Origin of the sequence: Streptosporangium sp. 'caverna' (genome assembly GCF_003203775.1) — a bacterium.
In the GTDB taxonomy this organism is placed as follows: Bacteria; Actinomycetota; Actinomycetes; order Streptosporangiales; family Streptosporangiaceae; genus Streptosporangium; species Streptosporangium subroseum.
The window spans coordinates 5,546,177-5,569,292 of the sequence record NZ_CP029711.1; the positions used below are offsets into that span (position 1 = coordinate 5,546,177).

The 23,116-nt window shown below is 68.6% G+C and carries 22 protein-coding genes and 1 pseudogene; 11 read left to right on the plus strand and 12 right to left on the minus strand.

The window, feature by feature from the left end:
- Positions 1 to 8: 8 nt before the first annotated feature.
- Positions 9 to 659 carry a maleylpyruvate isomerase family mycothiol-dependent enzyme gene (locus tag DKM19_RS24555; RefSeq protein ID WP_110698737.1) on the minus strand — a complete coding sequence of 217 codons (651 nt, stop codon included), beginning with the start codon at positions 657 to 659 and terminating at the stop codon, positions 9 to 11.
- A 44-nt stretch (positions 660 to 703) separates the two neighbouring features.
- Entirely contained in the window at positions 704 to 1,063 is a 360-nt protein-coding gene (locus DKM19_RS24560; protein WP_110698739.1) for a VOC family protein, read from the minus strand.
- A gap of 84 nt (positions 1,064 to 1,147) precedes the next feature.
- Between DKM19_RS24560 and DKM19_RS24565 the strand changes: the two genes are divergently transcribed.
- A complete protein-coding gene (locus tag DKM19_RS24565; protein WP_110698741.1) occupies positions 1,148 to 2,215 on the plus strand; it encodes a sigma-70 family RNA polymerase sigma factor in 1,068 nt (355 codons plus the stop codon).
- 505 nt (positions 2,216 to 2,720) lie between these two features.
- Here DKM19_RS24565 and DKM19_RS24570 read toward each other — a convergent pair.
- From DKM19_RS24570 to DKM19_RS53060, 3 genes and pseudogenes are all read right to left on the minus strand, one after another.
- Positions 2,721 to 3,926 (minus strand): vanadium-dependent haloperoxidase, encoded by a 1,206-nt coding sequence (locus tag DKM19_RS24570; RefSeq protein WP_204358993.1) that lies wholly within the window; start codon positions 3,924 to 3,926, stop codon positions 2,721 to 2,723.
- Positions 3,927 to 4,005: 79 nt separating this feature from the next.
- The gene (locus DKM19_RS49710) at positions 4,006 to 4,281 is read right to left on the minus strand and encodes a hypothetical protein (protein WP_162641713.1); all 276 of its coding nucleotides are present in this window, start codon (positions 4,279 to 4,281) and stop codon (positions 4,006 to 4,008) included.
- Between the two features lie 119 nt (positions 4,282 to 4,400).
- Positions 4,401 to 4,559: pseudogene (locus DKM19_RS53060) on the minus strand (IS3 family transposase); the annotation flags it as partial.
- Positions 4,560 to 5,239: 680 nt separating this feature from the next.
- On the opposite strand from DKM19_RS53060, the gene DKM19_RS24590 reads away from it, so the two are divergent.
- Positions 5,240 to 5,638, plus strand: a complete 399-nt coding sequence (locus tag DKM19_RS24590; protein WP_110698744.1) for a VOC family protein — start codon at positions 5,240 to 5,242, stop codon at positions 5,636 to 5,638.
- A gap of 71 nt (positions 5,639 to 5,709) precedes the next feature.
- Here DKM19_RS24590 and DKM19_RS24595 read toward each other — a convergent pair whose 3' ends face one another.
- Positions 5,710 to 6,462 carry an SDR family oxidoreductase gene (locus DKM19_RS24595; protein ID WP_110698746.1) on the minus strand — a complete coding sequence of 251 codons (753 nt, stop codon included), beginning with the start codon at positions 6,460 to 6,462 and terminating at the stop codon, positions 5,710 to 5,712.
- Positions 6,463 to 6,665: 203 nt separating this feature from the next.
- Positions 6,666 to 7,421, minus strand: a complete 756-nt coding sequence (locus DKM19_RS24600; protein WP_110698748.1) for a trans-aconitate 2-methyltransferase — start codon at positions 7,419 to 7,421, stop codon at positions 6,666 to 6,668.
- Between the two features lie 72 nt (positions 7,422 to 7,493).
- On the opposite strand from DKM19_RS24600, the gene DKM19_RS24605 reads away from it, so the two are divergent.
- Positions 7,494 to 8,063, plus strand: coding sequence for a CGNR zinc finger domain-containing protein (locus DKM19_RS24605; RefSeq protein ID WP_110698750.1), 570 nt, complete (start codon positions 7,494 to 7,496; stop codon positions 8,061 to 8,063).
- Positions 8,064 to 8,354: 291 nt separating this feature from the next.
- On the opposite strand, the gene DKM19_RS24610 is transcribed toward DKM19_RS24605, so the two are convergent.
- From DKM19_RS24610 to DKM19_RS24620, 3 genes are all read right to left on the minus strand, one after another.
- Positions 8,355 to 12,278 carry a CARDB domain-containing protein gene (locus DKM19_RS24610; protein ID WP_110698752.1) on the minus strand — a complete coding sequence of 1,308 codons (3,924 nt, stop codon included), beginning with the start codon at positions 12,276 to 12,278 and terminating at the stop codon, positions 8,355 to 8,357.
- Between the two features lie 636 nt (positions 12,279 to 12,914).
- A complete protein-coding gene (locus DKM19_RS24615) occupies positions 12,915 to 13,154 on the minus strand; it encodes a 4-oxalocrotonate tautomerase family protein (protein ID WP_110698754.1) in 240 nt (79 codons plus the stop codon).
- 38 nt (positions 13,155 to 13,192) lie between these two features.
- Positions 13,193 to 13,909 (minus strand): SDR family NAD(P)-dependent oxidoreductase, encoded by a 717-nt coding sequence (locus DKM19_RS24620; RefSeq protein WP_110698756.1) that lies wholly within the window; start codon positions 13,907 to 13,909, stop codon positions 13,193 to 13,195.
- Positions 13,910 to 14,016: 107 nt separating this feature from the next.
- Here DKM19_RS24620 and DKM19_RS24625 point away from each other — a divergent pair, with 107 nt between their 5' ends.
- On the plus strand, positions 14,017 to 14,637 hold the full coding sequence (locus DKM19_RS24625) for a TetR/AcrR family transcriptional regulator (protein WP_110698758.1): 621 nt from the start codon (positions 14,017 to 14,019) through the stop codon (positions 14,635 to 14,637).
- A gap of 86 nt (positions 14,638 to 14,723) precedes the next feature.
- Here DKM19_RS24625 and DKM19_RS24630 read toward each other — a convergent pair whose 3' ends face one another.
- Complete coding sequence (locus tag DKM19_RS24630; RefSeq protein WP_110698760.1) at positions 14,724 to 15,863, minus strand: alkene reductase; 1,140 nt, start codon at positions 15,861 to 15,863, stop codon at positions 14,724 to 14,726.
- Between the two features lie 65 nt (positions 15,864 to 15,928).
- On the opposite strand from DKM19_RS24630, the gene DKM19_RS24635 reads away from it, so the two are divergent.
- The 7 genes from DKM19_RS24635 to DKM19_RS24665 all read left to right on the plus strand — a co-directional run bounded on the left by DKM19_RS24635 (position 15,929) and on the right by DKM19_RS24665 (position 22,037).
- Entirely contained in the window at positions 15,929 to 16,381 is a 453-nt protein-coding gene (locus DKM19_RS24635; RefSeq protein ID WP_110698762.1) for a MerR family transcriptional regulator, read from the plus strand.
- A 482-nt stretch (positions 16,382 to 16,863) separates the two neighbouring features.
- Positions 16,864 to 17,610: a PIG-L deacetylase family protein gene (locus DKM19_RS24640; RefSeq protein ID WP_110698764.1), complete on the plus strand. Its 747-nt coding sequence runs from the start codon at positions 16,864 to 16,866 to the stop codon at positions 17,608 to 17,610.
- On the plus strand, positions 17,607 to 18,311 hold the full coding sequence (locus DKM19_RS24645) for a 4-carboxy-4-hydroxy-2-oxoadipate aldolase/oxaloacetate decarboxylase (protein WP_110698766.1): 705 nt from the start codon (positions 17,607 to 17,609) through the stop codon (positions 18,309 to 18,311). The genes DKM19_RS24640 and DKM19_RS24645 overlap by 4 nt, the downstream gene beginning before the upstream one ends.
- Positions 18,301 to 19,470 carry a 4-oxalomesaconate tautomerase gene (locus DKM19_RS24650; RefSeq protein WP_239514410.1) on the plus strand — a complete coding sequence of 390 codons (1,170 nt, stop codon included), beginning with the start codon at positions 18,301 to 18,303 and terminating at the stop codon, positions 19,468 to 19,470. Before DKM19_RS24645 ends, DKM19_RS24650 begins: the two co-directional genes overlap by 11 nt.
- A gap of 3 nt (positions 19,471 to 19,473) precedes the next feature.
- A complete protein-coding gene (locus DKM19_RS24655; RefSeq protein ID WP_110698770.1) occupies positions 19,474 to 20,424 on the plus strand; it encodes a VOC family protein in 951 nt (316 codons plus the stop codon).
- A 165-nt stretch (positions 20,425 to 20,589) separates the two neighbouring features.
- Positions 20,590 to 21,243, plus strand: coding sequence for a GntR family transcriptional regulator (locus DKM19_RS24660; protein WP_110698772.1), 654 nt, complete (start codon positions 20,590 to 20,592; stop codon positions 21,241 to 21,243).
- The gene (locus tag DKM19_RS24665) at positions 21,240 to 22,037 is read left to right on the plus strand and encodes an NAD(P)-dependent oxidoreductase (protein WP_110698774.1); all 798 of its coding nucleotides are present in this window, start codon (positions 21,240 to 21,242) and stop codon (positions 22,035 to 22,037) included. The genes DKM19_RS24660 and DKM19_RS24665 overlap by 4 nt, the downstream gene beginning before the upstream one ends.
- A 127-nt stretch (positions 22,038 to 22,164) precedes the next feature.
- Here DKM19_RS24665 and DKM19_RS24670 read toward each other — a convergent pair whose 3' ends face one another.
- The gene (locus DKM19_RS24670; protein WP_110698776.1) at positions 22,165 to 23,058 is read right to left on the minus strand and encodes a TIGR03619 family F420-dependent LLM class oxidoreductase; all 894 of its coding nucleotides are present in this window, start codon (positions 23,056 to 23,058) and stop codon (positions 22,165 to 22,167) included.
- Positions 23,059 to 23,116: the final 58 nt, after the last annotated feature.

Sequence of the window (23,116 nt, forward strand, 5' to 3'; positions counted from 1 at the left end):
GGTCGCGCCTATTCTTGGCGCTCGCGCAGGATGGCGACTCCGTCTCCGTCGAGTTCATCGTAGTAGGGCGCGCGGCCGGTCATGGCCATGATCAGTGCCAGGGTGGTGCCGGACACCCGTGGCCCGACACCGGCGGTGAAGGGGCCGTCGGTGGCCGTCAGTCGCAGGCCACGGACGCGCCTTTTGGTGAGGACGGGCAGATCAGAGCCCTGGTAGTAGTCGGCCACTGCGGTCAAGGTGGTGACGGGGTAGTCGCGCTCGATGCCGAGCGGCCGACGGATGTCCTCTCCATGCACGATGGTTTCACCGAGCATCGCCACGATCGGAACGGGCGGCTTGGTCGTGCTGGTGATCACCCGACGGAATCGTGCGAGCGTCTCGGCCGGGGTGGCGCCCATCTGCTCGGCCAGCCGCAGAGCGACCTGCCGGTCGAAGTCGAAACGGCAGCGGATCACGCCCGCCATCCACCGCACCGGGTTGAGGCTGGCCCCCGCGGTCATGTGCGCGAGCACCTCGCGGACGGTTAACCGGTCGCACAGCGACTGGGTAGCCCACCGCTGGTCGGTCAGCTCCGCGAGTTCGGCGGCCAAGGCGGCCCGCTCGGCATGGATCAGCGACCAGGTGCCGGTCGCGGGTCGACGGTCGATAGTCGGTGTCATACGGGTGATGCTCCTGTGCGGTAGTCGGGCGGGTGGGCGTCCGGTCAGCGGCTGACCAGGCCGACGTGGTTGCCGTCGGGATCGGTGAACACGGCGATGCGGCTGACGGGCGTGTCGGTCGGGGAAAGGACGCAGGTGGCTCCGAGCTGCTCGGCGCGGGTGAGCGCGGTATCGACGTCATCGACCGGGAAGTAGGCGACGAGTCCGGTATACGGACTGTCCGGGCTGGCCTGGCCGATCCCGCCCGACGGCTGGCCGTCGTCGTCGCCGACGAGCGCATAGTTCGCGTCGAGGACGTTGACCGGCCATCCGAATAGATCCTGGTAGAAGCGTCGTGCGCGCGGGGCGTCGGGGGTGGAGATGTCGAACCAGGCGGGCCGGTGCGGGTGGTCGGTCGAGCTCATGAGCAGCCTCCTTGGCGCGGTGAAGTGCGGTCGTTCGTACGTGTTCATGGGTGAGACTGCTGTCGTGGGGCAGAATCGTCGCTTATGGGCGAGATTTCTTCCGGACTGTTCGCAGGCGGCACCGTCGAGGTGAGTGGACAGGGCGCTCAGGACGCTGTCCTGGCCCGCGCCCGGGACGGCGACGATGCCGCGTTCACGAGCCTGGTGACGCCGTTGCGCCGGGAGCTGCACGCCCACTGCTACCGGATGCTCGGTTCGGTTCACGATGCCGACGACGCGGTGCAGGAGGCGCTGGTGCGCGCCTGGCGGGGGCTGGCCAGGTTCGAGGGCCGCAGCCCCCTGCGCACATGGCTGTACACCGTGGCCACCCGTGCCTGCCTGGACGTAGTCGACGCCCGCAGTAAGCGGGCTCTGCCGGTGGACCTGGGTCCGTCCAGCGAGCACGCTGTGCTCGACCAACTTCCGCGCACCGACATTGCCTGGCTAGGTCCCTACCCCGACGCCGGTCTCTCGCACGACCCAGCGGGACCGGAGGCCCGCTATGAGCAGCGCGAGGCGGTTGAGCTGGCGTTCGTTGCCGCATGCCAGCATCTGCCGGGCAACCAGCGGGCGGCGCTGCTGCTGTTCGACGTCCTAGGGTTCGCGGCGGCCGAGATCGCCGCCATGATGGATACCTCCACCACCTCGGTGAACTCCGCGCTCGCCCGCGCCCGCCGCGTCCTCGCGAAGAAGCTTCCCGACCGCACCCAGCAACAGACGCTGCGCTCCATCGGCGACTCGGGAGCGCGGACGCTGGCGACCGGATTCGCCAGCGCGTTGGAGCGCGGCGACGCCGAGGCCCTGATCGCGCTACTCACCGAGGACGTCACCTGGTCGATGCCGCCCCTGCCACACTGGTACCACGGCATCGATGCCGTCTCCGATTTCGCCATGCAGGTGCCCATGACCCGTTGCCCAAGCTGGCGACACCAGTTGATCAGCGCGAACGGCCAAGCGGCCATCGCGTTCTACCTCGGCACCGACCCCGCACATCCGCATGACGCGTGGGCGATCGCGGTGCTGGACCTGCGCGATGACCGGATCGCCGAGATCACCTCATTCCTCGACCCCGACCTTTTCAGACTGTTCGGTCTGCCCACCACGCTTACCTGACCCGGCGGAGCACCCCTCTAACCTCACGATCAAGTGGCCGACCATAAAGCCCTTGCAGCGCGGAGCAGGTGACTCCGCGTCAGGTCACGATCTACGACTGCCGTACTAGCGCCGTTTTCCGCACGTCATCACGGCTATCCCGCGTCTCCGCATCCCCCGCCGCACTTCGACTTAGGTCCTTCTGGAAAAGGGGAAGCTTGGGTCCTTTTGAAAAGGAAGCTCGGGACGAAGCGGCACGTGCGGAAAACGGGGCTAACTGCTGACGTCGCGCCAATCGTGGCTCTGACACTAAGTCCGTGAGACATCTCAGTCGGCGAGCAGGGTGCGTTTGCGGAGGAGGTCGGGGTTGGCTCGGCCGTACATCTGCCTCTTGATCATTTTAATGCGGTCGACGTGCCCTTCGACCGGGCCGGAGTTGTAGACCGCAGCACCCGAAAGGCCTCCCGCAGCGCCAACTGCCGCAGGTTTCACGGCGCCCTCACCCGGTTTCATCGCAGCCGAAAATTCAGGTCCTGGGCTTGAAGTAGTGCGCCCCCATGTACGCGCTCACCTGCTTGCCGATCTCCGCCCCCTGCACATCAGCCGAGCGGGTGTGAATGCCACCCCACACCCGGGCCTCGATGACCTCGGCGAGCGCCTGCGAGAAGCTGTGGTAGTACCTGGTGGCGCCCGCGTCGGGGCTGAACGCGCTGAAGGACAGGTCGTCCCGGCCGAAGAAGTGCGTCAGTGACGACATGCTCGCCCCGGTGGAACAGGTGTGCCCGGAGGTGAAGTCGGGATGCGGCGGCGTGTCGAGCAGGGGCTCCCAGCCGAAATCGGGCGTCGTGTCCGGATTGCCGTCGGTGCCAGCCTCCCGGATCGCGGTGATCGGCCGCCAGAAGTGCCAGGCCGCCTTCTCGCTGTTGCAGGCGATCGTGGCATCGGCCTTGGACAGATTCACCATCGCGTACATCCGCGCCGCCTGGAGTGTGCTGAGCCGCTGCGTCGTCGCGAGCTGGCGCTTGATCTCCCAGTCGCCCCCATTCCGGTCCTGCCACCAGATCGCGGCCTGCGTCTGGTCTTCGGTCCTGACCGTGTTGGTCTTCGAGCCGATCTCCTTGACCTCGTTGATGTCCTTGGCATAGCGCTTGCTGGTGAGCGCCGGCGGGCCGGAGGTGCGGAACATGGACCCGCTGGGGATGAGGAACGGCTTGAGGTGAGCGATCCAGGCGCTGCTCGATGCGAAGGCGGGAGGCGTCGGCCGCCATTGACCGGGCTCCGTGCCCACGGCCCAGGTCTGGTCGCCGTAGGCCCCGTCGTTCTTCCGCGCCGCGATCATCGCCGAGGCGGCCTGATCGCCGACCACGATGCCACGCTGCTTGGGACCGCCGGCCGGAATCCCGGCCAGTGCCTCGTCGTACTGCGTCGTCAGCCTCTCCCGCTGATCGGGGAACAGCGCGCGCAACACCCGGTAGGCGGCGCTCGCCACGGCCGCGTCCATTGACGTGGCCCCCTTGACGCGAGGCGCGGTCAGATACGGCTGGTACGGAGTGCCCGCGATCGCGTTCACCGCGTCGTAAATGGCCCCGTGCACCATGGCAGCGCTACGGGACTGCTCCGGCGGCTGCTGCCGGGCGACGTCCCACATGGCGGTCTGGGCGTTCCTGTCCCAGACAACGACCGCGTTGGCCCGCGACGCCCCGTCCGACGCGTACGCAACCGACGAACTCAAGCAAATCGGCGACCCGGCAACGATCCCCGTGACGGCCACCCTGACGGCTTTCCGGCGTAAGCCGGCGGTCAACCTTGCATCACTTAAGTAAGACATGCGAGCAAAGTACTACGCCGGTTTCACCCGTCACAGCAGCCCAACGACCGAATAACGGATAAGGAACAGGTCCAAAGCGATCTTCCACTTTGCCCCCGGTGACACCGACCCGAGCACCGGACCCGAAGGGTGCTGGTGCCGGATCCATATCAATCGCCTTGTCGATGAGCGGGGTCTTGTAGTTGTCACTGAGCGCCCAGCCCACCACGGATTTCGTATAGCAGTCGATGACGGTCGCCAAATAAATCCAGTCCTCCATGTCGGAATGTAGGTAACGTCGCCGACCATCTTCTGACCGGGTGCCTCGGCGGTGAAATCCCGCCGCACCAGATCGGGGATATCGTGCGGCCAGCCGTCGTTCTCGGTGAGGCTGAACCGCTACGGCCTGGGCTGGCAGGGCTCCAAGCCCAGCTCGCGCATGAGGGAGCGCACCAGCTCGGGCCCGCAGCGCACGCCCCAGGCGGCCAGGTCGGCATGGACCCGCCGATACCCGTAGGTGCCGTCAGAGTCGTCGAAGGGTCTGGCGATGAGGACTTTGAGGTCCTCGCGGCGCGTACAACACGACCGGGATCATGAGCCCTCCTGTGGTGAATCACAGCCTTAACTCATGTTGTATCCGGAGAACATCGCCATCGGTCTGTGCTGGTTCGCCAAGTACCAGCCCTTCACGCCGATCATCGAGACGCTCGGAACCTGCTGATGGGCACCGAGGTCGGCAACAGCGCGGTCATCGCCCTCGCCTGGTGGGTCGGCCTCAGCCCGGTCGGGTACCTGATGGCGCGGTCGGCTTCAATCGCGACGCCGGACGCTGGACCGTACGACCGTCTCGATCCGGGCCGACGCACGAACTCGCCGTGCGGATCGGAAGCCGGGGCGGGCCGACAAGGCCTACCACTCCCGCGCCAGCCGCGCTTACCTGCGCAGCCGCGGCATCCTCGCGACGATCCCCGAACCCTCCAGCCAGATCCGCCACCGCGAGAACCGGGGCTCGGCCGGCGGACGTCCACCCCCGCTTCAACCCCGAGGACTACCGAGCCCGTCATGCCATCGAATGCGGCATCAACCGGCTCAAACGCCACCGCGGCGCCACCACCAGGTACGACAGACTCGCCGTCCGCTATGAGGTCAGCCTCCACATCGCCATCATCAACGACTGGCCACTGACCTCACTTTGGGGCAGCCCCTAGGCTTCCTTGATCTTGTGGAAAGATCGCGGGATGCTGCAATTCACCGATTTCATCATCGACTGCCCGGACACGATGAAGCTGGCGGCCTTCTACTCCGAGGTGACGGGGCGCCCGATCAAGGAAGGCAGCCACGAGGACTGGGCCGGCATCAAGTTCGGCGAGGTCGAGCTGGCCTTCATCCGGGTGGACGACTACCGCGCTCCGCAGTGGCCCGACGGCGAGCACCCCAAGCAGTTCCACCTCGACTTCGAAGTGGACGAGATCGAGTCCGAGCAGCGCCGCATCCTCGACCTCGGCGCGACGCTGCAGCAGGACTCCATCGGCCCCGAGGGCTACGGCTGGCGGGTCTACACCGACCCGATCGGCCACCCCTTCTGCCTGTGCCGCAACAAGGGCGTCGTCTGGACCGACCAGGGCCTGATGGCCTGATCTGACTCAAGCGCGACCAGGGCCCGCCTCAAAGCCATCTGCCCTGCTGCGCGACGACTTTGAGACGTGCCCTAGCCGCGGCCGACGAACGGCATCGCCGTCGCCATGACCGTCATGGACAGGACGTTGGCGTCGAGCGGCAGGCCCGCCATATAGAGGACGGCGCGCGCCACATGGTCGGCGTCCACGGTCGGCTCGACCGCGATCGAACCGTCGGCCTGTCGCACGCCCGCGCTCATCGCCGCGGTCATCTCGGTGGCGGCGTTGCCGATGTCGATCTGGCCGCACGCGATGCCGTATCGGCGGCCGTCCAGGGACAGCGACTTCGTCAGCCCGGTGATCGCGTGTTTCGTCGCCGTGTAGGCGATGCTGTTCGGCCGCGGGGTGTGCGCCGAGAGCGACCCGTTGTTGATGATCCGCCCGCCCTGGGGCCGCTGATCGCGCATCATCCGGAACGCCGCCTGGGCGCAGAGGAACGACCCCGTGAGATTGACGTCCACGGTGGACCGCCATTCCTCGTAGGAGACGTCCTCCGGCGACGCGGACGGGCCGAAGGTGCCCGCGTTGTTCACCAGCAGGTCCAGGCGTTCGAACCGCCGGCCGACTTCTGAGAACAACGCCTGGACGGACTCCGGCCTGCCGACGTCGGTGGGCACGACCACCGACGTGGCGCCGCCCGTCAGGGAGTCGGCCGTCCGGCGGAGCGGCTCCTCCCGGCGCCCGGCCAGCACGACCGACCAACCTTCTCCGCCCAGTGCCTGGGAGATCGCCCTCCCCAGCCCCGACCCGGCTCCGGTCACCACCGCTACCCTGTCCGCACTCATCAGCCGTCTCTCCGTCCGCCGCTGCCGAGCCACCACAACACATCATGCTCGGCGTTGATCGCGACGGTGACCGTGACCCCGTGGCGAACGGTGAGTTTCCCGGTTCGGCCGCCGGCGGTCGAACGTTCTCGGCTGCCGGTCGACGCTGCCGGTTCCGCCCGCGGGGGCTGCTCGCGCTCAGCGCGACGCGGGAAAGCCCGAGGTCAGCCGCGGACGGCGCAGAGGAGGCGGTTGTTGCCGCGCTGCCAGAGGGTGCCGATCTCGGTGAAGCCGGCGTCGCGGAGAGCGTCGACATGCGCGGAGAGCAGGGGGGACTCCGAGCCGTGATGGTCGGCGCCCGCGGTGGTGCGCGCGGCGTGGAGCTCGGCGAAGGCGGGATCGGCGGCGACCGCGTCCCACCACTGGCGCCAGTCCTCGGGGCGGTCGCCGGCGAACCTGCGCTCGGTCTCCCGGCTGTGCACGGCGCGTTCGAGGTGGGCGACGGCCGGAGTGACGTCGTCGGTCTCCATGTGGTCGCCGTTGAGCAGGAGTCCGCCCGGACGCAGCGTGGCCGCCAGCTCGGCGTACATCTTCTGGAGGTCCGGTCCGGAGATCCAGTGCAGCGCGGTGGTGCTCACCGCGACGTCGGCCGGCCGCTCCAGGCCCAGGGACTCGGTCCACCCGGGTGTGCGCAGGTCGAGGGAGACGAACCTGACATGAGGGTAGGCGGCCTGGCCGAGGCCGAGCAGCAGCGGGTCGGCGTCGACCGAGATCACTGTCGCCTTGGGCAGCCGCTCCAGGAGACGGGCGGACAGTGAGCCCGGTCCGCAGCCGAGGTCGATGACCAGCGGATCGGGACGGCCCATCGCTTCGACGGCGTCGATCAGCGCGGTGAAGCGCTCCTCGCGGTCGGGCAGGTAACCCTCCTGCTGGCGGTCCCAGCGCGTGATCCACTCAAGTGCGGCATCGTGAGTGAGCACAACCATCTCCTTGTGACTGTCGTTTAAGCTTGTGACAGTCACAAACTAGGACCTAAGGATGTAACTGGTCAAGTGGATTTCAACAGTCACGCCGATGCGGTCGTCCGAGTGGCGACGGGTCTGGTCAACGAGCTGACCCCCGGGGAGAGACGAGGCCGCTCCTTCCCGCCGCCGCGCGATCTCGCCGCCGCCGCCACCGAGGGCCTGCGGACCGGCTACCCGAGCCACCGGGAGGTCACCGAGGTGGAGGCCGGTGAGCTCGCCGGGATCGCGGCACGGCTGCGCGTGGTCTTCGACGCCATCACCACGGGAGACATCGACGCCGCCGCGTCGCAGGTCAACGACCTCCTTGAGGAGACCCGCGCCCGGCCGATGCTCGAACGGCACGACGGAGAGCCGTGGCACCTGCACTTCCACGGCCCCGGCGGCACCGTGGCCGGCGACTGGGCGGCGAGTTGCGCCACCGGGCTCGCGATCGTGCTGGGGAGCGAGTACCACGACCGTCTCGGCGTGTGTACGGCGCCGCACTGCGACCGGGTCTACGTGGACGCCTCCCGCAACGGCACCCGGAGGTTCTGCGGCACCGCCTGCCAGAACCGCGTCAAGACCGCGGCCTTCCGCTCCAGGGGCAAGGTCCCGTGAGTGCCGGGGCCACCGAAGCCTGGTGACGATGTGATCTACGTCTGGCCCGCTGGCAACGACCCCTGTACCGGAAGACGGCGGGTGCGGGGCTGCTACTGATTCCCTCGGTTTCACCGGGGGCGGGTGACGATGCGATCTCCCGGCCCGACCCGGTCGCGACGCCGGGCGAACCAGGCCGGATCAAAAAGACCAGCCATGGATGCGCTCCCGGTGGAAGAACCACCGGGAGCGCATCACATGGCTGGTCGTCTTCGAGCGCCGAACCTCAGGTGAGCGTTCGTGCCGGAAGGGCTAACTGGCCGTGATCACGAAACCCGATCCCGGCTGGGTCACGATGTTGCCGGTGGCCGAGTTGGTTATGGTCACGTTTGTCAGCGTCGCGTTGCCGCGAGCGCCGCTCATGGCCAGGATGCCGGCCCCGTTGTTGGACTTGTCGATCTTCACATTTCTGATCACGACGTTCGGCATGTTGCCGCCGCCGTTCTTGAACTGGATGCCGTCGTAGGTCGAGTCGGAGATGTCGGTGTCGCGGATGGTGACACCGGTGATGTCACTGCTCGACGGGAACAACGTGATCGCGCCGAACTCCTGATCCTCGTTCCAGAAGACACCGCCACCACGGTAGATCCCGTTGTTGGCGATCAACGTGCTCCCCGAGAAGGGCAGGGGGCTGTGGTCGGTCGCCAGCATGATGGCCGGGTAGTTCATGGTGTCGTAGATCAGGTTGTTCTCGATCGAGTTGTCGTAACCGCCGTAGATGGCGATGCCGTTCGCCCGCCAGGGCAGCTGGATGGTGTTGTTGACGAAGTGGTTGTCGTGCGTGTTGTCGACGACCCGGTCCTTCACGGCCTGGTTGGCCCAGACCGCCAGGGCGTCGTCGCCGGTGGTGCGGAAGGAGGAGTTGAACACCCTCGAGTTGCGCGTGCCGTTGGTGAAGTTGATGCCGTCGGCGTAGGTGTTGCGGATGCGCATGCCGCTGAACTCGAGCCCGTCGCCGGGACCCCACAGGGCCGGGATGTTGTCGTAGTCACGGCCGACCCAGACACCCACGTTGGCGTGCTCGATCCACACGTTGCTGATCTTGGTGTTCGGGCCGAACCGGCCGTTCAGGCCCACTCCGCCCTCGTCATTGCCGTCGCCGCCGCGGATACGTCCCGAGCCGAAGATGGCGATGTCGGAGATCTGGGTGTTGCTGTCGATGTCGAAGCCGAAGTTGCCCTCGTGCGGGTGGTTGATGCCGCCCACCACGTCCTGCGGCTCGGTCAGGGTGTACAGCTGGGAGTGCCACATGCCCGCGCCGCGGATCGTGACGTTGCTGATGCCCACCTGGTTGAACTGACCCCGGTTCAGCGGGTCGTCGGTGAGGATCTTCTGCTCCTGGCGCCACTGCCCCGCCGGGATCCACACGCAGCTGATGACGCCGTTCTGGTCGTCGGTGACCGCCCGCTGGATCGCGGCCGTGTCGTCGAGCCCGTCATTCGGCACCGCGCCGTACGTCGTGATCGAGGTGCAACCGGCCGGCTGGCTCGCCGGGGCTGCCACCTGCTCGAGGTCGATCGTGTCGATGATGTAGAACGAGGCCGTGTCGGTGGCGTCGCGCTGCAGCTTGAACTTCGTGCCTGCCGGATAGGTCTGCGAGAGCAGCGCGTTCGACTCGTCGAACAGCCGCCGGGCGTCGGCCTGGGGGGTGTTGGTCAGTGCTTCCGGGCCGTCGGTGTTCCCGTAGAGCCAGCTGTGGCGCGACGAGAGGGTCAGCTTCCGGGAGAAGGTGCCGTTGATGTACAGGCTGACGGTGGCCTCGATGCCGCCGCCGCCCGGGGCGTCGGGGATGGAGTTGCGCACCACAATCGAGTTGGAGGGGCTGGTCGAGGTGAACTCGACGAACTGCCCCGTGCTGTTCAGCCGCACCGACTGCCGGCCGGAGGACTCGGTGGCGAAGTTGGTATGCCCGAAGGTGCGCAGCGGGTCGGCCGTGAGCAGGGTGCCCTGGTAGGTGGCGGCTTCGGCCTCGTAGGAGATCCACGGAACCGCTGCCCCGCGCCCGACCACGATCGCCTGCGAGAACGTGTTGTTGGTCTCGTTGGTCTCGGCGAGGACGTTGGTCGCATCGGCGGTGGCCGTGATGGTGGCCCCGCCGCTGGTCGCGGTCCAGCTGCCGCTGATGACCACGTTGACCGTCGCGCCCGCGGCGATCGACGGGGTGTTGGTGTTGAGCGTGGTGCCGCCCACCGTCACACGGGTGACCGAGGTCGCGCCCGTCGCGGTGATGCCGCGGTTGTTCACCGCCACGGTGAACGTGACCGCCGCTCCGACCGCCGGGTTCGGCGGGTTGGAGGCGACGCTGAGGACCTGCAGGTCAGGGCCGGGGGCCTGCGCGACCACCAGCGACGACGGCGCGGTGAAGGTGTTGTTGGCCTCGTTCTGCTCGAAGACCGTGTTGTCCACGTCTACCCTGGCGCTGACCTCGTAGGTACCCATGCCTCGGGTGCCGATGTTCTGGGTCACCGTGGCGGTGCCGTTGACGGCCAGACCGGGGATCGCGACGGTGCCGGCCAGCGTGCCGCCGATGTAGAAGTTGACGCTGTCCGCGGCGGAGGCCGCCGTCCCGAGGTTCCTGACCGTGGCCGACAGCGTGATCGCGTTGGTCTCGATCGGCGAGGCCGGGGTCCAGGTCAGAGCCGAGACCGTGAGGTCGGGGTTCGGGGCGGGGACGCCGATGACCTGGAACTCCGCGACCTGACCACCGGGTGCGCCGGTGTTCGTGGTGAACCTGAGCTGGACGTCGGCGACCGTGGCGCTGACCGGGATGGTCACGGTGTTGCCGGAGGCGGGGTTGAAGACATAGGGCGTCGCCGACACCAGGTTGGTGTAGCCGGTGGCGCTCTGCTCGCGGCCCAGAACCTGGATGGTCTGCGTACGGGTGCCCCACGAGCTGTCGGGGTTCAGCTTCAGCACGATCGAGCTGATGGAGGCGTTCGAGCCCAGCGGCGCGGTGATCGTGCTGGGCTGGCCGTTGCCCTCCCAGTAGGTCGCCGCGTTGTTGTCGTTGGCGTTCGCGGGCACGAAGGTGAAGATCGACGACGACGCGACCAGCGTCTTGCCGATGGCCAGGTTGCTACCGCCGGTACCGGTGCCGGTACGGGTCACCGTGTTGCTGTTGGCCGAGACGTTGCCCGCGGCATCTTTCGCCCGCACGAAGTAGGCCACCGTGGCGCTGTCGGGCTGGGTGTCGGTGTAGGTCAGCACGCCGGCGCCCACGCTGCCGCGCAGCGCATTGTTGGCGTAGACGTCATACCCGGTCACCGCGGTGTTGTCGGTGGAGGCACTCCAGCTCAGCCGGATCTGACCGCTGGCCGGCTGGGTGTAGGCCAGATTCGACGGCGCCGATGGGTTCTGGGTGTCCCCGCCCGGCGTGCCGGTACGGGTCACCGTGTTGCTGTTGCCCGAGGCGTTGCCCGCGGCGTCCTTGGCCCGCACGTAGTAGGCCACGGTCGCGGTACCCGGCTGGGTGTCGGTGTAGGTCAGCACGTTGCCCGCCACACTGCCGCGCAGCGCGCCGTTGGCGTAGACGTCATACCCGGTCACCGCGGTGTTGTCGGTGGAGGCACTCCAGCTCAGCCGGATCTGACCGCTGGCCGGCTGGGTGTAGGCCAGGTTCGACGGCGCGGACGGGGCGACGGTGTCCACGGGACCGCTCGTGCCGTAGACCTCGAACTCGGAGATCTGGGCGGCCGGCCAGCCGGTGTTGCCGGTGACGTTGATCCGCACGTACCGGGCGCTGGTCGCGGTGAAGTTGATCGTCACCGTGTTACCGCTCGCCGGGTTGAAGGCATACCCCGCCGACGGAACGGTCGTGGTCGCGGGCGGATTGGCCGTCGTGCCGGTCAGCACCGACAGGGTCTGCGTCCTGGTCGCCCAGGCCGTCGCCGGCGGCAGCTTCAGAACGACCTGGTCGATGCTGGTGGCGGTTCCGAGGTCGATCTGGGCCCATTGCGGGAAGGCGTTGTTGGTGCTCTCCCAGTAGGTGTTGGCGTTGCCGTCGTTGAGGTTGCCGGCCCCGTAGACGTCACTGACGCCACTGACCGTGGCCGTCTTACCCGACGCCAGGTTGGGGCCGCCCGCTGCGGATGCCGGTACGACCGACCCCGCGAGTACAAGTGCTCCGGCCGCGAACAATGTCGCGATCAGCCGTAACGGTCCGTGCTTCATTCTCATTCAGTTCTCAATCTCTCGTCTGGAACGACAGGTGGAGCGATGAGGGGGGGGTGTTCCGCCTGCACGGCGGAGGGGCAGATGCACGGACGCAATGCATCCCTGAAGTTGCGGAGAACAGCGAGAAATTCGATGTTAATTTGCAAGATTTTTGCGCAGCGCTGGCCAAATGTTACATACGTGCTACGGGCACGTCAACGGTTGGGAAACAGCTTTCTGAACTGGCTCGACGCCAGATGTGACAGAGGGTCAGGACGGCCGTGAACGCCGGGCGTGGACTCCGGACGGCCGGATCATCGAGCTTTTCCAGCGGCTTAACATCAGGGGCCCCATGACATGGAGCCGGCTTTCATCACCGGCCCTGTGGCACGGATCCGGCGGCGGCGAGATGCGCGTCGAGGGGCGTTCCCGGGAGCGCTTGGCCTCATCGAGGCTTACCTCTCGGCCGGCCGCGGAGTGGCGATCCTCCCGGACGCCCTGCCACCGGGCGCTCCCTGCCTGACGCGTGACCGTTCGGCGCATGAGGCCGGAAGCGCCCGGATCCGCTCAGAGGCCGCGCGGATGGGCGGCCTGGGCGATGGAGCCGCCGACGATCGCCAAGACCCGTGCCTGCTTGGCCATCGGGAGTACCCCGACCTCTTATTCGGAGGGGCGTGAGCGCTGCCGGGCACGGAACTGCTCGACGGGCAGGCCGCCCCAGCCCCAGTTCTCGAGCTCGACCTCGTCGATGACCACAAACGTGGATTCCATCGGTTTGCCGAGTACGTCGAGCAGCAGCTTGCTCACGCCGTGAATGAGCGCGGCCTTCTGCTCGGCGGTGGCGGAGTCCGTGCCGGGTTCGGTTCCCTCGCGGGTGATCTGAATCGTGACGAATGGCATCGGTCTGCTCCTTTCAGGTGCCGGTCGTGTGGACGTGTTCAGTGGCCGGCGCTCTGGCCGCCGTCGATGTGCAGGATCTCGCCGGTCACAAAAGGCGCCGACTCGAGATAGACCACACCGTCGACGATGTCACCGGTCTCGCCCATCCGTCCGACCGGGTGCAGGCCGGCGAGCGTCTCATGGGTCTCGACGGGGTGCATCGGGGTCTTGATGACACCGGGCGAGACGGCGTTCACCCGCACGCCCCGCGTCGCGTACTCGACGGCCAGCGACGTCGTGGCGGCGGCCAGCCCGCCCTTGGTCAGCGAGGCGAGCACGGAGGGCACGTTGGAGTTGGGGTGGTCGACGAAACTGGTCGTGATGTTGACGATGTGGCCGCTCCCCTGGTCGAGCATGGGGCGCAGCGCACGCTGGGTGATGTGGAAGAATCCCGCGAGGTTCACGCCGACCAGCGTGGCGAACTCGTCGTCGGTGTAGTCCGTGAACGGCTTCGCGACGAAGACACCGGCGTTGTTGACCAGGGTGTCGATGCGGCCGAAGCGGCTCAGCGCCTCCGCGACCACGCGTTCGGCCGTGGCCGCCTCCGCGATGTCGCCCTGTACGGTCACGACGTCCGCGTCCGCGGAGGGCGTGATCGAGCGCGAGGTCGCGACGACCCCGTAACCGAGCTTGCGGAACGCGTCGACCAGGCCCGCGCCGATGCCCTGTGATGCTCCGGTGATCACAGCGACTTTCTGTCCCCGATCGGTACCCATGGTTACCACTTCCTTTTCCGGCTTTTCAGGTGAGGAGATTTGATCTGCCGATCAACGAGACGACCGGTCTACTAGGAAGCTAGACGACTGGTCGTATACTGTCAAACATGGGACGCACCAGTGACGCACGAGACAAGATCCTCACCGCAGCGCAGACGCTGATCGAGCGGCGCGGTTACACCGCCCTGGGGGTCGCGGAGATCTGCACCACGGCGGGCGTGCCGAAGGGCAGTTTCTACCACTTCTTCGAGTCCAAGCAGGCCCTCGCGCTCACCGTCATCAACGAGCACTGGATCGAGCAGCGCCGGCAGTGGACCGAACTGCTCGGCGGCGACCGTCCCCCGCTACGCCGGTTGCGGGACCTGTTCGAGGCGACCGAGACGGTGCAGCGACTCGGGCAACAGGACAACGGCACCGTCGTCGGCTGCCTGTTCGGCAACCTCGCCCTGGAGCTCAGCAACCAGGCCGAGGACATACGGCACCGGCTGCAGGAGATCTTCGACGCGCAGATCGACCTGATCGAGCAGGTGGTCGCCGAGGCACGCGAGCGCGGCGACACCGCCCCCACGGTGGACCCCCGCGCCGCCGCGCGATCCATCGTGGCCCAGCTGGAGGGGCAGGTGCTGTTCGCGAAACTGCTCAACGACCCCGGCCAGATCGAGGCGATGTGGCGCAACTGCCTGGCGCTGCTGGGCGTCCCCGCCGATGCCCGGCTCGCGGACGCCTGAGCCGTCCGGTCCGGAGCCCATGACACGGGAGTACGGCTCCACCGCCGCGTTGCCCCGGTTGAATACGGCGTCCCAGGGCCGATTGGTCAGCATGCGACCGGTTCGGGCGCCCGGTCCCGGTCGCGGTCGGCGGCCAGCACCGGGTAGTCGGTGTAGCCGATCTCTCCGCCCGCGTACATCAGCCCCCTGTCTCGCACCGGATTGAGCGGCGCACCGGCGCGCAGCCGTTCGACCAGGTCGGGATTCGCCAGGAACGCACGGCCGAGCGCCACCAGGTCGGCTCCCGCGGCCAGCAGTCGCTCGCCCTCGCGCCTGCCGCCGTCGGCGGGGAGCGGTCCCGGCCACGGCAGCACCGGGTTGGCGATCAGCGTGCCCGGCCAGATCCTGCGGATGTCGTGGAAGAGAGGCTGGTCCGGGTCGGCGAAAACGACGTGCAGGTAGGCCAGGCCCTTGTCGGCCAGGGCGCCGAGGAGCGCCGGGTAGATGCTGCCGGTGTCGCCCTCGCGGATGCCGTTGACGGTGACGCCGGGGGCGATGCGCAGACCCACCCGTTCGGGACCGATGGCGTCGCCGACGGCCTGGACCACCTCGAGCGCGAAGCGGATGCGGCCGGCCACGGAGCCGCCGTAGGCGTCGGTGCGGTGGTTGGTGCCCTGCGCCAGGAACTGCTGGATGAGGTAGCCATTGGCGGCGTGCACCTCCACTCCGGCGAATCCCGCGTCGATGGCGTTGCGGGCGGCGGAGGCGAAGTCGGCCACGGTGGAGCCGATCTCGTCGAGGGTCATCTCACGGGGGACCACGGAGGCCAGGTGCCCGCTCGAAGTGAAGATCGTGTCCGGGAGCGGGACCGGTGAGGGTGCGATCGGCATCAGCCCGCTGGTGTCGGGGTGGCCGATCCGGCCACCGTGCTCCAGTTGCAGGAATATCCGGCCGCCCGCGGCGCGTACGGCATCGGTGACCTGCCGCCATCCGGCCACGTGCGCCTGGTTGTAGATCGCGGGGATGTTGGGGTAGGTCTGCCCTACGGCGTTCGGCGTGGCGGCCTCGGCGATGATCAGTCCTGCCGAGGCGCGTTGCGCGTAGTAGGTGGCCATGATCGGCGACGGGACGCCGTCGTCGTCTGCGCGGTTACGGCTCATCGGCGCCATCACCAGCCGGTTGGGCAGGCGCAGCGTGCCGAGGTTGGCGGCTTCGAAAAGGCGGGAGGCAACCGGTGTTCTCGTCATGCCCGCACGGTAAGAGTTACCATCAATGTCAGATTCAAGTCCTGCTTTGGCATGCGAGGTGGGGAATGCGGATCGGCGAGCTGGCCAAGCGCACCGGAGTGAGCGAGCGTTCGCTGCGCTACTACGAGAAGCAGGGGCTGCTGACGGCCGAGCGCACCCTGGGCGGCCATCGCGACTATCCCGACGGCGCGGTCGACCGGGTCATCCGCATCCAGGAGCTCTTCGCCGCCGGACTGCACAGCAAGAAGATCGTGCAACTGCTCCCCTGCATGCGGGACGCGGACGGCGGTCCGTCCGAGATCGCCACCGCGCGCCTGGTCAACGACCTCGTCGAGGAACGAGAGCGCATCGATCGGATGATGGCCGACCTGGTCCGCTCCCGCGATGTCCTGGACGAGGTGATCGACGCGGCATCGGACTCGCGCCGGCAGGCCGTCACCCACCCTGAAGATCGGCAACCGCGGGCCCTGCCCGGGTCCGGCAGCGGTACGGGTGAAGCGGCGATCAGCCGATCGTGATCGCCGGGGGCGGCTCGACCGTCACGTGACCGTCGGTTCAGTGAGCATCAAGCCCGCGTAGCGGTTGCGGTGCCGAACCGGCTGGGAGTCCACAAGGGCTTCCCGTGTTTTGTTAACAATCCCACCAGGAGCATTGCCCGGCGGCCCTTCGGGCACGGTCGGTCGCGGGACGACTGCCGCCGAAGCCCGCCATGGCGGCCAGGAGCACTAGAAGCCCTACCAGGTGGGGGTGCTGCAACTCTCCCGATCCTCGGAAACCTGCCACTCCACTCGGGCTCGCGCCTTCGAGGGAACAACCCCCACAGGAGGCGTTCCCGTCTGAATCTGACACGCAAATCGTTGACAATCTTGTGGACAACCAATTAGGTTCCGTCAGGCGAGCCCCGGGTGCGGTTCGCCGTACCCGAGCTCTTGCGGAGTGGCGGCGTTCCCCGGCTCCGCGAGGCTCGCGGTGCTGTTTCGCCTACCTTCGGAGGCCGTAGATGACCACGCCCTATGATCAAGGGACTGAGAGCCTGCTGGTCGTCAGCGCGCACGCCGGCGACTTCGTCTGGCGTGCCGGCGGCGCACTGGCTCTGGCCGCCGCGCGCGGCGAGCGTTCCCTCGTGCTCTGTCTCAGCTTCGGGGAGCGCGGTGAGTCCGCGAAGGCATGGCTGGCGGGCAAGAAGCTGGACGAGATCAAGGCGCTCCGCCGCGAGGAGGCTTCGAGGGCCGCGGAGGTCCTCGGGGCCGACATCGAGTTTCTCGACGCCGGCGACTACCCCCTGCGCGAGAGCGCCGAGCTCGTGGACCGGATCGTCCGGGTCTATCGCAGGGCGCAACCGACGGTCGTGCTCACTCATCCTCTGGCCGATCCCTACAACGGGGATCATCCCGCGGCCGCACGGATGGCGCTGGAGGCCCGCGTCCTGGCCCAGGCCATCGGCTACGACGCGCCCGGCGACCCTCTCGGCGCTCCGCCGGTGTTCTTCTTCGAGCCCCACCAGCCCGAGCAGTGCGACTTCAAGCCGCAGGTCCTGCTCGACATCACCGACGTGTTCGAGGTCAAGCGCAGAGCGATGGAGTGCCTCGGTGCGCAGGAGCACATGTGGGACTACTACACCGATCTCGCCAGACGTCGAGGGACCCAGCTCCGGCGCAACGCCGGTCCGAACCTCGGACTCCCCCACTCGGTGATGGCCGAGGCGTACATGCGCCTCTACCCGCAGGTGACCGGGGTGCTCAAATGAGGAACGTGATAGTCACCGACTGCCCGCGGGCGGAGCTGTCCGACGTGGACGCCCTCGCGGCGTTCGGCGTCGCGACCGTCCACGAGGCCATGGGCCGCACCGGATACCTCGGACCGCAGATCAGGCCGGTCCACCTCGGCTCCCGCGTCGGCGGGACGGCGGTGACCGTCGTGTGCTGGCCCGGCGACAACCTGATGATCCACGCGGCGGTGGAGCAGTGCCGGCCGGGCGATCTGCTGGTCGTGACGACGACCTCCCCCTCCTCGGACGGCTCCTTCGGGGAGCTGTTCGCCACCGCGCTACGGCACCGGGGCGTGCGCGGCCTGGTCACGACGGGCGGAGTCCGCGATGTCGCCGAGCTTCACGCCATGCGGTTTCCGGTCTTCTCCTCGGCGGTGTCGGCGCAGGGCACCGTGAAGGCCACCGCGGGCTCGGTCAACGTCCCCATCGGCATCGGCGGGCAACTCATCCGGCCCGGCGACGCCGTTCTGGCCGATGACGACGGCGTGGTCGTCGTACCGCGAGCCCTGGTGCCCGAAACTCTGGTCGCGGCGCGCGCCCGGGCCGCCAAGGAGGAGGCCTCGCGGGCCGCGTTCCAGCGAGGCGACCTCGGCCTGGACCGCTACGGCCTCCGGGCGACGCTGGCCGACCTCGGCGTCGAGTACGTCAGCCACGCGGATCGCGCCGCTCATGAGCGCTAGCGCCCAGGCTCGGGGCCCCGAGGACGAGGCGGGCATGCCGTTCGTGAGCGGCGACGCCCAGGTCCGGGGCCCCGAGGACGAGGCGGGCGTGCCGTGCGCGCTGCTCCGCGGCGGCACGTCCAAGGCCGCCTACTTCCTGGCACGGGACCTTCCGCGTGATCCACGCGAACGCGACGACCTGCTCCTTCGCATCATGGGCAGCGGGCATCCCCTGCAGATCGACGGGATCGGCGGCGCGCACTCACTGGCCTCCAAGGTGGCGGTGGTGTCGCCGTCGAAGGACGACGCGGCCGATGTCGACTACCTGTTCCTGCAGCTGGGAGTCGAGCGGGCCACCGTCACGGACCTGCAGAACTGCGGCAACGTACTCGCCGGGGTCGGCCCCTTCGTGGTCGAGCGGGGCCTGGTGCCCGCCGGCCGGGAGACCACCGCCGTGCGCGTCCGCATGGTGAACTCCGGCAGCGTCGTGACCGCCACGTTCGCCACACCCGCCGGAGTCGTCCGCTACCGCGGCGACACCCACATCGCGGGAGCGCCCGGCACCGCGTCCCCGATCACCCTGCGTTTCTCCGACACCGCCGGATCGGCCACCGGCAGCCTCCTGCCCACCGGGCGTGCCGTCGACGTGATCGACGGCACCGAGGTGACCTGCGTCGACAACGGCATGCCCGTCGTCGTGGCCCGCGCCGCCGACCTCGGGATCACCGGTTACGAGAGCCACGAAGATCTCGCCGCCGACGCGTCGCTCCGCGAGCGCGTCGAGAGGCTCCGCCTCGCCGCGGGCAGGCTCATGGGACTGGGCGACGTCGCCGGCATGACCGTACCGAAGACGACCCTGGTCGCTTCTCCCCGGGATGGCGGGACGATCTGCACCCGGACGTTCATCCCGTCACACCCGCACACCGCGATCGGAGTTCTCGGGGCCCTCAGCGCGGCCTCCGCCCTTCTCCTCCCCGGCGGCGTCGGCGCGGAGCTCGCGGAACTCTCCGGGAGCGTGATCGACGTCGAGCACCCGACGGGGCACCTGCTCATCGACCTCGAACTCGACACGGCGAGCAGCCCGCCGGCGGTGCTGAGCGCCGGCGTGATCAGAACGGCACGGAAACTGTTCGACGGCACCGTGTATCCATCGGCGAGTCATCCGACCCCACCGGAGTAAGCAATGCCCCCTCTCCTGCATGACATCGCGCACCTGGGCCACGTCGAGCTCCTGACTCCGAAACCCGACGAGAGCCTCCGCTTCTTCACCGACTACCTCGGCCTGACCGAGAACGGCAGGAGCGGCGACTCGGTCTATCTCCGCACCTGGGACGACTACGAACACCACAGCCTGAAACTCACGGCCTCCAGCACCTCGGGAATCCGGCGGACGGGGCTGCGCGCCTCAAGCGCCGAAGCGCTGGCGCGGCGGGTCGAGGCCGTCGAGAAGGCGGGCATGGGCGTCGGATGGATCGACGGCGAACCCGGAATCGGACCCACCTACCTCTTCCGCGACCCGGACGGTCACGAGTACGAGCTGTACTGGGAGAGCGAGCGGTACCGGCCGCCCGCCGAGCTCCGCCCGGCCCTGAAGAACCAGGCGCAGGCCTACCCGGCCCGCGCGTTCAGCGTCCGCAGGCTCGACCACGTCAACTATCTCGCGGCGAACGCCGAGGCCAACGGCAGCTTCGCCTGCGACTGCCTGGGAGGACGGGTCACCGAGCAGATCATGCTCGACGACGGCACGATCTCCGCCCAGTGGGTGCACTTCGCCCAGAAGTCCTACGATCTCGTCTGGACCAACGACTGGACGTCCTCGTCCGGGCGACTGCACCACATCGCGTTCGCCACCGACACTCGCGAGGACATCCTGCGCGCGGCGGACATTGCGGTGGATCGCGGCGTGTTCATCGAGACCGGCCCCCACAAGCACGCCATCCAGCAGACGTTCTTCCTCTACCTGTACGAGCCCGGCGGCAACCGGATCGAGCTCTGCAACCCCATGTCCCGGCTGATCTTCGCTCCCGACTGGGAGACGGTCACCTGGAGCGAGGCCGAGCGGGCCAAGGGGCAGGCCTGGGGGCTGAAGACGATCAGCTCCTTCCACACTCACGGGACCCCGCCGGTCCGGTAGCAGGCGACCACTCGCAGCGAGCGTCTCCCGCCGGCATGGCGAGGGCCATACCCGGCCCTCGGCAGGTTGTTAACATTATTGCTGACAGAGTTGCCGGCCTGTAGGTGTGTCTCTCGCTCCGGCGTGAACGGGCACTTCCGCGCCCTCAAAGGGAAAGGTCCCAGGATGCCAAGCGGCGACGACAGAGCGGCGGTCCAGGAGGCGATTCGCGGCGCGATCCTGCGCGGTGACTACGCTCCGCGGCAGCGGCTGATCGAGGCCGAACTGTGCGAGAGGTTCGGCTCCTCGAGGTTCGAGATCCGGAACGCGCTGCAGGATCTCGCGTCACACGGGCTCGTCGAGTTTCAGCCGAACCGCGGCGCCCGCGTGCGGGAGATCACCTTCGCCGAAGTGATCGAGATCACCGAGGTCCGCAGGATGCTCGAAGGCTTCGAGGCCGCGCGCGCGGCGGAGCGCGTCACAAAAGCCGAAGCGGCGGCGCTCAAGCAGATCACCCGGGACATGCGAGCCGCCGTCAGCCGGTCGGAGCTCCTCCGGTACAGCGATCTGAACAGACAACTGCATGGCGCGATCCGCGACATCGCGGCCCACGAGACCTCCGCGCGGCTGCTCCGCCAGCTCCGTGACCAGACCGTCAGGCACCAGTTCTCGCTCTCACTGGTCCCCGGCCGACCGTCGGTCTCGCTTCCGCAGCACGAGGCCATCGTCGAGGCCGTCATCGCGAAGGACCCCTCGGCCGCCGAGGCGGCGATGCACGCTCACCTGCAGAGCGTCATCGAGGCATTTCGGGCGCTCTCCGCCGCCGTGGCGCAGCCGTGACCGCCGCCCCACCGGTCATCGCGGTGCTCGGCCTCGGCGAGGCCGGGTCGGAGATCGCCGCCGGCCTGCTCTCGGCGGGTGCGACCGTCCGGGGGTTCGACCCCGAGGTTCCCGCCGCCGGACACATCCTCCAGTGCGCCGACGACGCGGACGCCAGCCGGGGCGCCGACCTGGTCATCGCCCTCACCAGTGCGCACGACGCCGAGGAGACCCTGCGCGAGGCGCTGCCCGGCATGGGCCGCGGCGACGCCTACGCCGACCTGAACACGGCGTCGGCGACCCTCAAACAACGGCTCGCGGTCATGGCGTCGGAGGCCGGAGTCATATTCGCCGACGTCGCGCTCATGTCGCCGGTGCCCGGCAACGGGCTGCGCACGCCCATGCTGGCCTGCGGTCCCGGCGCGCACCGGTACGCCGAGACGTTCACCGGGCTCGGCGCGACGGTCGACGTCCTGGCGGGCCCCGCCGGTACGGCCGCGGCACGCAAACTCGTCCGCAGCGTCTTCTACAAGGGCCTCGCGGCCGCGGTCGTCGAGGCGCTGCGCGCGGGCCGCGCGGCCGGCTGCGAAGACTGGCTCAGGGACAACATCCGCGCGGAACTCCAGAACGCCACCGCGCAGACGGTCGACCGCCTCGAACGGGGCAGCCTGCTGCACGCCCGGCGGCGAGCCGACGAGATGGCCGCCGCGGGCGACCTTCTCGACGACCTCGGCGTCCCCGCGCGCGTGGCGCGCGCCAGCCAGGAATGGCTGGCACAGCTTCTCGACGAACGCTCACACCCGGAGACCCCGTAACCACCTTGTCGCCGGCCCTCGCGACGAAACCCACGGCGGTTCCCAGCACGAGCAGGGCGCCCGGAGCGTCGAACGCCTTCGGATGGTCGGCGCTCGCCACTGAACGCCGGTGCGATGTGCCGTTCGATCAGGATTCGAGCGCTTCGGCCCGCGGCGGGGACACGGACTCGGGGAGCGCGAATCGCTGGGCGAACGCGGACAGCTCATCGCGTTGCCGGTCCGGGTCGGCGGTGGCAGGGCTCACGACGAGGCGCGTCACGCCCTGCGCGGCGAACGCCCCGACCTGTTCGGCGGTCATGTCGATCGACCCCCACCGCGTGTACTCCAGCGTTTCCGGGCTGCGGCCGGCCTCGACGGCGGCCGACCGGGCGAGATCCATCTGGGCGGCGCGCTCGTCCGGATCGAGCGCGCCGCCGGGAAAGTAGCCGTCGCCGCGTAGCCCGGCCCGGCGTGCCGCCGCCCGGCTCGATCCGCCGATGTGGATCGGCAGGTGGGTGACCCCGAGGGGCTTGGGAAAACTGCACAGGTCCTCGAAGGCGAAGAACTCCCCGGCGAAGCTGACGCCGTCTTCGCCACCGGCCCAGAGCAGCCGCATCACGTCGATGGCCTCGTCGGTACGACGGCCGCGGGTGCCGAAGTCGACCCCCACCGCCCGGGCCTCCCCCGGCAGGGTGCCGATCCCCACGGTCAGCAGCCGCATCCGCCCCTTGGACAGCACGTCGATGGTCGCCAGGCGCTTGGCAAGGATCACCGGATGGTGGTACGGCAGGAGCAGCACGCCCGTCCCGAGCAGAATCCGCTCCGTGGCCGCGGCGACGAAGCTCAGGCAGTCGAGCGGATCGAGGTAGGGCAGCGACGGCGGGAGCTCAAAGGCTCCGAACCTGGCACCGGGATACAGCACGACGTGCTCCGGCAGGTACAGCGACTCGAAGCCGGAGTCCTCGGCGTGCCGGGCGTAGGTCATGATCCTGTCGGGATCGACGCCGTAGAAGGCGGGGTTGTAGCTGACAGCGAACTTCATCGTCATTCCTCCGGTCGGCCGATGCGACGGCCGCTCGGTCGCCGGCCGGCGTGGCCGG